Below are 7,001 nucleotides of genomic sequence, written 5' to 3'. Positions count from 1 at the left end.
TGCGGTACGACGCCCCGTACGTGTACCCCAGGGACGCATTCGCGGCTCTCGACAAGGCCGCGTTTCACGCGGTTGTCGCGTCCTGTGGCATCACCGACTACGGATGGGCCGCGTCGAGCGATCCGGATGAGGTCGTCGCAAAGGCGGCGGGGCTGGCCTTCCCGCTCGTGATCAAGCCCGTGGACGGTTCGGGCAGCAAGGGCGTCACCCTCGTCGCACGCCCTGACGACCTCCCCACCGCCGTCGCCCACGCCCGTGTCTACTCCGCCTCTCAGACCGTGATCGCTGAGGAGTTCGTTCAAGGTCGGCAGTTGACCATCGATCTCTTCCTGCGGGACGGCAGGTCGATGATGACCTGCGTCAAGGAGCAAGAGTTCGTCGCCGGGGGGTTCGTCGTCAGGCGGATCGGCACGGTGGAACTGCCCTCGGCGGAGCACGACCACCTTGAGACGAGTGTCGAACGGTTGTGCCGTGCGCTCGGCATCACCGATGGACCAGCGAACTTCGACCTCGTCCTCGGTGCAGACGGTCAGGGGCGCATCATCGAGGCCAACCCGCGTCTCAGCGGCGACAGCATCCCTCGATTGCACGCCGCCGCCTACGGCGTGAACGTCGTGGGTGCACTCGTCGCACTCGCGCTCGGCGAGCCGTTCGACGGTCATCTCGTACGGACGCGCAACGAGCATGCGGCCGTGGAGCTGGTCGGCTCACCGCTCGTCACGAACGGCGAGTTGGTCGCGTGGGAAGGCGTCGCCGAAGCCCGCGACGTCCCCGGGATCACCGACGTCGTGCTGTATGCCCAGCCGGGTGACCTGGTACGGCCGCATGACCAGTCCGGCCACAAGATCGGCATGTTCGTCGCCGCCGGGCCGTCGGCCGCGGATGTGTCCTCGGCTCTGGAGACGGCCGGCGCGCTGGTTCGACCGATCGTCCGACCGATCACGGTGACGAAGGGTGAGTCATGATCAACTCGTCAAGGCCGGATGCCCGGCGCAACGCCAGCCCGTACCTCTACGGCCAGGAGGCCGCCGCCGTCGCCCAGGTCCTGGAGTCCGGCCAGTACGGGCACACCGGCGTCACCGAGGAGTTCGAGCGCGGGATCGCCGCGTTCCTTGGCGTCGACGACGCCGTGGCGGTCTCCTCGGGCACCGCGGCTCTGCACATCGCTCTCCTGGTCGCCGGAATCGGGCCGGGAGACGAGGTGATCGTTCCGTCGCAGACGTTTTGCGCGACCGTACAGGCGATCGTGGCGTGCGGCGCGAGCCCGCGCTTCGTGGAGGTCAGCCCGGACACTCTGTGTGTCGAGAGCGGGGCGGTGCTGGAGGCGATCACTCCGGCCACACGGGCGGTCATGCCGGTGCTGTACGGCGGCAGGGCTGTCGATCTGACCGCTGCTGCGGAAGTCCTCGGTGAGCGCGGCATCACCGTCATCGAGGACGCCGCCCACGCTTTCGGATCCAGCCTCGGGACCCGGCTGGTCGGCAGCACTGGCGCGCTGACGTGCTTCAGCTTCGGCCCGATCAAGAACCTGACGTGCATCGAGGGCGGCGCGATCGTCCCGCGTACATCCCAGGAGGCGGGAGTGGCCCGGCGTCTGCGGACTCTGGGCATCACCCAGTCGCAGGCAGAGCGCGGCCGTACGACGACCTACGCGGTCGCCGGTTTCGGGCTCCGTGCCACCCTGTCATCCGTTCACGCGGCGGTGGGCAGCGTTCAACTGGAGCAGTTCCCCATCGCCGCGGCCAAGCGCAAAGCGCTGTGGCTAGCGTACGAGGCCGAGTTGCACGGCATGAGGAACGTGGTCCTGGTCGACGTGGACGTGGACCACTCCGTGCCCTTCAACTGCGTGGTGAGAGTGCCGGAGCGAAACAGGGTTCACGCGACCCTTCACGCGCAGGGCATCGGGGTCGGAGTGCACTACCCACCGAATCACACGCAGCCCGCGTTCGCCCCATGGCACCGCCCCCTGCCGGTGACTGAAATGGTCGGTGAGGAGATCATGAGTCTGCCGTTCCACCCCGCCATGGACTCCGGAGACGTGCACTCGGTGGTGTCGGCCCTGGAACGGGCCCTGAACACCGTCCGGGAGACGCAGCCGAAGGCATCCCGGTGACCGGCCCCACACCCCCGGAGGGGGCGCGGGCCCGGCGCATCCTGACGGTCCGCCTGGGCAACTACTGCCGGTCCCCGCTCGCCGCCGCCGCCCTCGCGCGGCGGAGCAGCAAGGGCCTGGAGGTCCGGTCAGCCGGCACCTCCGGTAAGACGGGCCGATAGTCACCAACCCCCGTCGCGCCAACACCAGATGGACAGTGAGCGGTCGCCCTCTGACGGCCGCTCACTGAGGCGAGAACGCCTGATATCGTCCGCAAGGTTCGTAGCCCGTCGGCCCTGGCGTACGCCAAGACCTCACGATCGGATGCCTTCCTCCAGTGAACAGCGACGACCTTTCCAGCCGTCTGGCTTCCTTGTACCGACCGTTCCGGCTCATCGTGACGGGCGGGGGAACAGGTGGCCACACCTATCCCGCACTCACTGCGGTTCGCGAGTTGCAGACCCGGCTGGCCTCTCACGGATCGTCCCTCGATGTCCTGTGGGTGGGCACGGCCGAAGGGCTCGAAGCACGCGTAGCGCCGGCCGAGGGCATCCCCTTCAAGACGGTGCCCACGGGCAAGCTGCGCCGCTCCTCCAACCCGCTGGCCATGATCAACCGGGAGAACATGCGGGACATGGGCCGCGTACCGAAAGGCGTCGCAGAGGCCCGTTTGATCGCCGCTGACTACAAGGCCGACGTCATCCTCTCGACGGGCGGCTACGTCGCCGTACCGGTAGGACTCGCGGCCCGCATGACGAGGACTCCGCTCGTGGTGCACGAGCAGACTGTGCGCCTCGGGCTGGCGAACCGCATCCTGTCGCGCTTCGCAACGGCCGTTGCGGTCTCCTCCGAGTCCTCAATGAAACTGCTGTCGGAAAGCGTGGCCGCCTCAACAGTGGTGACCGGCAACCCCGTACGCCCGGCGGTCTTCACAGGAGAGCCCAAGAAGGCCGTGGCCTCGCTCGGACTGTCCGGCTTCGACAGCGCCCTGCCCTGCGTGTACGTGACAGGCGGAGCGCAGGGCAGCGCACAGATCAACGGCCTGGTCCGCAACATCCTGCCGTGGCTACTGACAGCAGCCAACGTGATCCACCAGTGCGGAGCCACGACGCTGGAGCAGTCGCGCCAGTTCGCCGAAACCCTCCCGGACGGGCTGCGCGGCCGGTACTGGGTGAGCGACTTCGTCGGGCCGGAACTGCCCGACGTCCTCGCTCTGGCCGATGTTGTCATTTCCCGAAGCGGCGCCGGCACCATCGCCGAACTGACCGCACTGGGTAAACCGGCCGTCCTGATCCCGCTGGCATCGTCGGCCGGCAACGAGCAGGAGCACAACGCCTTGCACCTCCAGGAGGCCGGGGCGGCCACCGCACTGACGAGGGAAAGGGCGACCCCCGAGGAGCTGCGCCGGGCACTGGAACCGCTCATCACCTCCCAGCAGCGCCGTGAGCACATGGCCGAGCGAGCAGCCGCCCAGGGGCTCCCTGACGCGGCGGCCAGGCTGGTTGACCTGCTGCTGAGTGTCGGGCTGGCAGAGCGATAGTGCCTGCGCAGGCGGGCTACGTTGTGCCCCTCCTGTCTGGTCCTCAGGGCTGGAGCATCATGTGCCGACGATGTCCATGAGGTGATCATCGAGGTCGGCCACGAAGTCCTCACGCCGCCACGGCCGCAGTTCCTGCCGGGCCCGGCGGAGCCGGATTGCCGGGACTCTGCCGCCGGTGGAGGTGGCGGCGGTGATGCAGTCGTGCAGCAGCTCGGCCGCCGCGCGAGGGTCGTTGATCCGGATCCGGGCCAGGGCTTGGTCCGTGGTGACGATCGCCCGCTGTACCTGCTCGCGCGGCGCCGTGAGTGCTGCCGCCGACCGGGCGAAGTGGTCGTGGGCCACGGCGGGGTCGCCCACGTACAGGTCGCACACACCCTCGAAGCCGCGTAGGTGACCTGCTGAGAACGAGGTGGACGCTGGGTCGTCGGTGTGGTCGCTCTCCATGTCGTACCAGGCCAGTCCCAGCGCGGCTTGAGACTGCCGTACCTGCCCGGCCCGTGCGGCGATCTCTGCCTGGAGCGCGTGGGCACGGGCCCCCATGAGTGCGCTGTCGCCGGTCCGCGCGGTGCGCACCGCCTGGTCGACCAGGACGCGGGCGCCGTCGATGCCCTGCGTGGAGTACAGGGTGACGAGGGCGTGGCTCATGATTACGCTGGCCTGGCGCCACGGATGGCCGAGGCGCGCGGCCTCGCTGATCGCGGTCAAGTACAGGGCTCTGGACGCTGTGTCGTCCCGTGTCTCGAACGCGAGTCGCCCGGCCAGCGCGGACGCAGCTACAGCGGCGTTGAGTACCGCGGGCACGACGGGCTCGGGCAGTGGTCCCGCGAGGAGGCGGCGGCACATTTCGACGGCGGGCGCGAGCATGAGTTGCAGCCGTACGAACGGCAGCGATCCCACCTGCGAGTTGACGTCGGCGACGACTGCGGACAGGTCGGTGGCCGTCGTGTCGTCCGCCCGGGACGGATCTGACAGGGCGGCGGAGAGACCGGCCTGCGCGCCGGGGGACATGAGCGCGAGCATGCCGCCGCCGCCATCGGTCGCGGCCCTGATGAGCGTGGTGCGCAGCTCGGCGATTCGGCCGGCGCTCTCACCGAGCTGCCCGAGTGCGTCCAGGAACTCGGCGAAGTCGCTTCCGGAGGCGACGGCCAAGTCCCCGGACGGGGTGCGCGCGTACAGGTGGGCCAAGAGCAACTGGTACCGCTCGTCCGGCATCACGGGCGCCGCTGACTCCCAGCGCGCCACGGATCTTTGCACGCTCGCCACAGCGGGCAGACGCGGAAGATGCAGGTCTTCCGCGTACCCGGTGAGTGCTCGCGCCATGTCGGCGAGAGAGAGCCCGCGCCGTCGCCGTAGTCGCTTCAGCGCGGCGGCCCCCGTTGCTCTGCTGTCTATTCCGCCATAGTGACGCAATATGCGGTTACACGGGCACGATCAGCCGGGGTTTTGCCTGATCTGCCGTGTAGTTGAGGGCCTGCCACGTACCCGTCGGAGGGGCGCCCGCGAGCGGGAATCCGATGGTCATATCGGCATGGTCGACCATCCATCGGTTCCGGGCGAAGTAGGCCGGCGTGCACAATTCGGCGGCGCCCAGCTCGACAACTTCGGTGATCCGGTCGCGTGTTTGTGTGATCGCCTGGCGTGCATCGGCAGGCTGCTGGTCGAGTGTGCCGGGCACGACCACGGTCAGTGCCGCGCCGGTGTTTCCGGCGAGCCACAGCAGGGACAGGGAGTCGATTCCCTTCGCGCCGCCGATGAAGAAGTGCGAGGTGGCAGGGGCAAAGGGGCCGAGGTATTGGGCGAAGAGCCCCGCGTATTCGGTGAGGCTGCGATGCCCGGTGGAACGCGTTCCGGTGATCGCTACTCGCATGATCGACTTCGTGTCATAGGTTGTCATATCCCGCAGGAACTCCAGTGCTGAGACCGTCAATGTGTGAATACCAACGGCTTGCGAAAACTCGCCGGTCACCTGCGGAAATTCGGGCTCACCGTCGCTGAGAACGACGCTGAACACCGCCTGCACGTGACCAACCCCCTGCACGGCGCCGAGGAAATTATCTCTCATCACGGCCGCTACGTCACCTCGTACGGGTACGAGGTCGGCGAGCGGGGCCACGAGGAAGACTGCGCGAAGCGCATCGCCCATCTCCTCGCGGTTCCCGTCCGGTCCGCGCCCGCGCTCGTTCCCGGTCTGGAGCCCACCCGGTGAGCCCGGCCAGCGACACGCGGAGCGGAGCCCGGTCGGAGAGGGCCATCGGCCGATGGCTGGTCAAGGCCGCGGGCGACCCCGACATCGCTCTCACGGACTGGGACGAGGACCGCCCGACGATGCTGCCGGCAGGCGGACGCTTCGACGCCGTCAAGGTGCCGCCGCCCCTGGTGCACGCGGCGACAGCAAGCACCGTTCCGGCGTAGGTGTGCGCCGCGCTTCCCGAACTCCTCGACGGACCGGTCATCTGCCATCCGGGCGTCTGGTACTACGCGCTGGTACCGGCCGGGACGACGGAGACATGGCGGTCCCCGCACGGACAGGTCCTCGGACGAGGAGCCTGGATCGGCACGCCCCGCCCTGACCTCGTCACCCCCCACCCCTTACTGCCGTACTGGGCGGCCCTTCCGAGGAAGGCCGGCCATCTCTGCGATGCGGATGCCGTGGCCGAGTTGCTCCAAGCGGGAGCGAAACGTCTGGAGCCACCGTCACATGCGGAGCTGTACCAGGCCAGGTTGGAGCATCTGGCGGACTGCGAGTTGTGCAGCGCTGGCTCGCTCTGCGAAACGGGCCGGGCCCTGCGCGAGACGGAACGGAAGGGCCCGCGATGGAGCACGTCTTCCCTGACCGTCCGCTGACCGGTATCCGGTCAGCGGAACGCGAGGTGACGATGCTGTGGCAGGGGCCGCCCATCACGGGCGAGGACCTGCCCGCCGAGCCTCGCGAACCGGGCGCCCTGGTCCCGTGCGCCCCCTGCCTGGTCGCCGTCCTGTTCGGGCTGCGCTCCGCGCACAGGTGCGAGAAGTTCACCATCGTCCGCGCGCATGGATCCGGATTCGCCGTGACCACTCCGACATCGTGCCCGTGCGCGTGCGGGACGGACGCGGTACCGGAGAGCGCGTGACCGCCGGGCAACTGGTTGCGGTCGACTACGCGCTGGGCGACTGCTTCCGCTGCGACCGCACCGGCATCCAGACCACCCGTATCGGCGAGATCGTCAGCCCCGAGGGACAGACCTCGATCCGCGCGTGCCGATCCTGCGTCGAAGTCCTGATCGCCATACACCGGCCGGCCGACGAGCCCGTCCGTGAGTACGTCGCGCAGCACCCCCACTGAGCCCCCGCCCCGGCCGGTCGTTCCCCAATGGAGACCGGCCGGGGCTC

At 68.9% G+C, this 7,001-nt stretch carries 9 protein-coding genes; 7 read left to right on the top strand and 2 right to left on the bottom strand.

Annotated elements, in window-relative coordinates; genetic code table 11:
• The 4 genes from ACFXPL_RS36720 to ACFXPL_RS36705 all read left to right on the top strand — a co-directional run.
• Window positions 1-965, top strand: a 965-nt coding sequence (locus ACFXPL_RS36720; protein ID WP_384927522.1) for an ATP-grasp domain-containing protein, incomplete at its 5' end; no start/stop codon positions are given.
• The gene (locus ACFXPL_RS36715) at window positions 962-2,113 is read left to right on the top strand and encodes a DegT/DnrJ/EryC1/StrS family aminotransferase (RefSeq protein ID WP_384927521.1); all 1,152 of its coding nucleotides are present in this window, start codon (window positions 962-964) and stop codon (window positions 2,111-2,113) included. The genes ACFXPL_RS36720 and ACFXPL_RS36715, both read left to right, overlap by 4 nt.
• Window positions 2,110-2,274, top strand: a complete 165-nt coding sequence (locus ACFXPL_RS36710) for a hypothetical protein (protein WP_384927520.1) — start codon at window positions 2,110-2,112, stop codon at window positions 2,272-2,274. The genes ACFXPL_RS36715 and ACFXPL_RS36710 overlap by 4 nt, the downstream gene beginning before the upstream one ends.
• A 155-nt stretch (window positions 2,275-2,429) precedes the next feature.
• The gene (locus ACFXPL_RS36705; protein WP_384927519.1) at window positions 2,430-3,632 is read left to right on the top strand and encodes a glycosyltransferase; all 1,203 of its coding nucleotides are present in this window, start codon (window positions 2,430-2,432) and stop codon (window positions 3,630-3,632) included.
• A 57-nt stretch (window positions 3,633-3,689) separates the two neighbouring features.
• Here the strand turns inward: ACFXPL_RS36705 and ACFXPL_RS36700 are convergent, their stop codons facing one another.
• Together ACFXPL_RS36700 and ACFXPL_RS36695 are read right to left on the bottom strand one after the other, a co-directional pair.
• Window positions 3,690-4,952 (bottom strand): hypothetical protein, encoded by a 1,263-nt coding sequence (locus ACFXPL_RS36700; protein WP_384927518.1) that lies wholly within the window; start codon window positions 4,950-4,952, stop codon window positions 3,690-3,692.
• A gap of 97 nt (window positions 4,953-5,049) precedes the next feature.
• Window positions 5,050-5,499 carry a hypothetical protein gene (locus ACFXPL_RS36695; protein ID WP_384927523.1) on the bottom strand — a complete coding sequence of 150 codons (450 nt, stop codon included), beginning with the start codon at window positions 5,497-5,499 and terminating at the stop codon, window positions 5,050-5,052.
• A 335-nt stretch (window positions 5,500-5,834) separates the two neighbouring features.
• Between ACFXPL_RS36695 and ACFXPL_RS36690 the strand changes: the two genes are divergently transcribed.
• The 3 genes from ACFXPL_RS36690 to ACFXPL_RS36680 all read left to right on the top strand — a co-directional run bounded on the left by ACFXPL_RS36690 (window position 5,835) and on the right by ACFXPL_RS36680 (window position 6,954).
• Entirely contained in the window at window positions 5,835-6,044 is a 210-nt protein-coding gene (locus tag ACFXPL_RS36690) for a hypothetical protein (protein ID WP_384927517.1), read from the top strand.
• A 401-nt stretch (window positions 6,045-6,445) separates the two neighbouring features.
• Window positions 6,446-6,742: a hypothetical protein gene (locus ACFXPL_RS36685; RefSeq protein WP_384927516.1), complete on the top strand. Its 297-nt coding sequence runs from the start codon at window positions 6,446-6,448 to the stop codon at window positions 6,740-6,742.
• Entirely contained in the window at window positions 6,739-6,954 is a 216-nt protein-coding gene (locus ACFXPL_RS36680; RefSeq protein WP_384927515.1) for a hypothetical protein, read from the top strand. The genes ACFXPL_RS36685 and ACFXPL_RS36680 overlap by 4 nt, the downstream gene beginning before the upstream one ends.
• The last annotated feature ends 47 nt before the right edge of the window (window positions 6,955-7,001 follow it).

This window comes from Streptomyces sp. NPDC059092 (assembly GCF_042756365.1).
Taxonomy (GTDB): domain Bacteria; phylum Actinomycetota; class Actinomycetes; order Streptomycetales; family Streptomycetaceae; genus Streptomyces.
This window is presented reverse-complemented; position numbering and strand designations above follow the sequence as displayed.

Coding starts and splice junctions, on each gene's coding strand:
- ACFXPL_RS36715 (WP_384927521.1), top strand. CDS start 962: ATGATCAACTCGTCAAGGCCGGATGCCCGGCGCAACGCCAGCCCGTAC.
- ACFXPL_RS36700 (WP_384927518.1), bottom strand. CDS start 4,952: ATGGCGCGAGCACTCACCGGGTACGCGGAAGACCTGCATCTTCCGCGT.
- ACFXPL_RS36695 (WP_384927523.1), bottom strand. CDS start 5,499: ATGCGAGTAGCGATCACCGGAACGCGTTCCACCGGGCATCGCAGCCTC.
- ACFXPL_RS36685 (WP_384927516.1), top strand. CDS start 6,446: ATGGAGCACGTCTTCCCTGACCGTCCGCTGACCGGTATCCGGTCAGCG.